Origin of the sequence: Flagellimonas aurea, from assembly GCF_017313785.1 — a bacterium.
Taxonomy (GTDB): Bacteria; Bacteroidota; Bacteroidia; order Flavobacteriales; family Flavobacteriaceae; genus Flagellimonas; species Flagellimonas aurea.
The window spans coordinates 1-3,122 of sequence record NZ_JAFLNL010000024.1; the positions used below are offsets into that span (position 1 = coordinate 1).

2 rRNA genes are annotated in these 3,122 nt (G+C 54.4%); both read right to left on the minus strand.

Annotation, left to right across the window (positions count from 1 at the left end):
• Positions 1 to 34: 34 nt before the first annotated feature.
• Positions 35 to 146 (minus strand): 5S ribosomal RNA (rrf, locus tag J0656_RS19965).
• A 113-nt stretch (positions 147 to 259) separates the two neighbouring features.
• A 23S ribosomal RNA gene (locus J0656_RS19970) occupies positions 260 to 3,078 on the minus strand.
• Between the last annotated feature and the right edge of the window lie 44 nt (positions 3,079 to 3,122).

Here is a 3,122-nt window from a genome sequence, read left to right on the forward strand (position 1 = left end):
AAAAAAGGCCCATCACTAATGTGAAGGGCCTTGAGGAAGGCGGCGACCTACTCTCCCACCTGGTGTGGCAGTACCATCGGCGCAAACGGGCTTAACTTCCCTGTTCGGAATGGAAAGGGGTGGGCCCCGTCGCCATGGCCACCTAGATCTTCAATATCTTAATGTTCATGATATGACATATTATGGGACGGCGCGCTGTGCACCGGTCAAAAAAGAGTCAACGAAGTATGTTTTCCTACAAGGAACCACCGATCGGGCGGTGCGCAAGCTTACGGGCAATTAGTACCGCTCGGCTACATGCATCGCTGCACTTCCACCTACGGCCTATCGACGTGGTCATCTCCCACGGCCCTTTAAAGAGATCTCATCTTGTGGCGGGTTTCGCGCTTATATGCTTTCAGCGCTTATCCCATCCCGACTTAGCTACCCGGCGATGCCCCTGGCGGGACAACCGGCGCACCAGTGGTCGGTCCAACCCGGTCCTCTCGTACTAGGGTCAGGTCCACTCAAATCTCTAACGCCCGCAGTAGATAGAGACCGAACTGTCTCACGACGTTCTGAACCCAGCTCGCGTGCCACTTTAATGGGCGAACAGCCCAACCCTTGGGACCTTCTCCAGCCCCAGGATGTGACGAGCCGACATCGAGGTGCCAAACCCCCCCGTCGATATGAGCTCTTGGGGGAGATCAGCCTGTTATCCCCGGCGTACCTTTTATCCTTTGAGCGATGGCCCTTCCATGCGGAACCACCGGATCACTATGCTCTAGTTTCCTACCTGTTCGACCTGTATGTCTCACAGTCAAGCGCCCTTGTGCCATTGCACTCTGCACACGATTGCCAACCGTGTTGAGGGCACCTTTAGAAGCCTCCGTTACTCTTTTGGAGGCGACCACCCCAGTCAAACTACCCACCACGCACTGTCCCCCGTTAGGGGTTAGGCCCCGATCAAACAAAGGCTGGTATTTCAACAACGGCTCCCCCACGCCTGGCGACGCAGGTTCAAAGCCTCCCAGCTATCCTACACATTGTTTGACCAAGGTCAATACGAAGCTATAGTAAAGGTGCACGGGGTCTTTTCGTCCCACTGCGGGTAACCGGCATCTTCACCGATACTACAATTTCACCGAGATCATGGTTGAGACAGTGCCCAGATCGTTGCACCATTCGTGCAGGTCGGAACTTACCCGACAAGGAATTTCGCTACCTTAGGACCGTTATAGTTACGGCCGCCGTTTACCGGGGCTTCAGTTCAACGCTTCACCACAAGTGGCTGACGTCTCCCTTTAACCTTCCGGCACCGGGCAGGTGTCAGGCCCTATACGTCATCTTTCGATTTGGCAGAGCCCTGTGTTTTTGATAAACAGTCGCCTGGGCCTATTCACTGCGGCTCCCCCGGAGGGGAGCGACGCTTCTCCCGAAGTTACGCGTCCATTTTGCCTAGTTCCTTAACCATGAATCTCTCGAGCGCCTTAGAATTCTCATCCCGACCACCTGTGTCGGTTTACGGTACGGGCCGCAATGCTCGCTTTTCTTGGAGGCAGCGCCGCTGGATTATCGACGCGGCCGTGGCCTTGTCGTACTATCGCTTGCGCTTCAACGTGCTATTCCGTCAGCACGCACCAACTAAGCTGCCCCGTCACTTTTGTCGCATTGCGGGTAGCGGAATATTAACCGCTTGTCCATCCACTGCCCCTTCCGGGTTCGTGTTAGGTCCCGACTGACCCCCGGCTGATTAGCATGGCCGGGGAAACCTTGGTCTTTCGGCGTGCGGGTTTCTCGCCCGCATTATCGTTACTTATGCCTACATTTTCGTTTCTGTACGCTCCAGCACACCTCGCAGTGCACCTTCAGCGCCGAACAGAATGCTCCCCTACCCATCTTTCGATGCCATAGCTTCGGTAATGTGCTTATGCCCGATCATTATCCATGCGGGACCGCTCGACCAGTGAGCTGTTACGCACTCTTTAAATGAATGGCTGCTTCCAAGCCAACATCCTGGCTGTCTGTGCAGTCCCACCGCGTTTTGTCAACTTAGCACATATTTGGGGACCTTAGCTGATGGTCCGGGTTCTTTCCCTCTCGGACATGGACCTTAGCACCCATGCCCTCACTGCCCTGAAACATTATATAGCATTCGGAGTTTGTCAGGAATTGGTAGGCGGTGAAGCCCCCGCATCCAATCAGTAGCTCTACCTCTATATAACTATCAGAACGCTGCACCTAAATGCATTTCGGGGAGTACGAGCTATTTCCGAGCTTGATTGGCCTTTCACCCCTACCCACAGGTCATCCCAAGACTTTTCAACGTCAACGGGTTCGGTCCTCCACTATGTGTTACCACAGCTTCAACCTGCCCATGGGTAGATCGCACGGTTTCGCGTCTACTACTACCGACTATAGCGCCCTGTTCAGACTCGCTTTCGCTACGGCTGCGCACCATAAGTGCTTAACCTTGCCGGTAAAAGTAACTCGTAGGCTCATTATGCAAAAGGCACGCCGTCACCAGTAAACTGGCTCCGACCGCTTGTAGGCGTATGGTTTCAGGGTCTATTTCACTCCGTTGTTCACGGTTCTTTTCACCTTTCCCTCACGGTACTGGTACACTATCGGTCTCCCAGGAGTATTTAGCCTTGGCGGATGGTCCCGCCGGATTCACACAGGGTTTCACGTGCCCCGCGCTACTCAGGATACCACTATCTTTAACGCTCCTTGCCCGTACGGGACTGTCACCCATATCGTGCAGCTTTCCAACTGCTTCCGGTTCGTCGCGCAAAGAACATTGTGGTCCTACAACCCCGTCATTGCCTAAACAACAACGGTTTGGGCTGTTCCGATTTCGCTCGCCACTACTCTCGGAATCACTCTTGTTTTCTCTTCCTCCGCCTACTTAGATGTTTCAGTTCGGCGGGTTCGCCCCCATTGCTGGGTGACAGGCCTTCAACCTGCCGGGTTGCCCCATTCGGACACCCACGGATCAATGCTCATGTGCAGCTCCCCGTGGATTTTCGCAGCTTATCGCGTCCTTCGTCGCCTCTGAGAGCCTAGGCATCCCCCATACGCCCTTCTTTTGCTTGTCGCACCTGTACCCTAAGGTACAAATGCCCTCTCGTAATCCTTATATA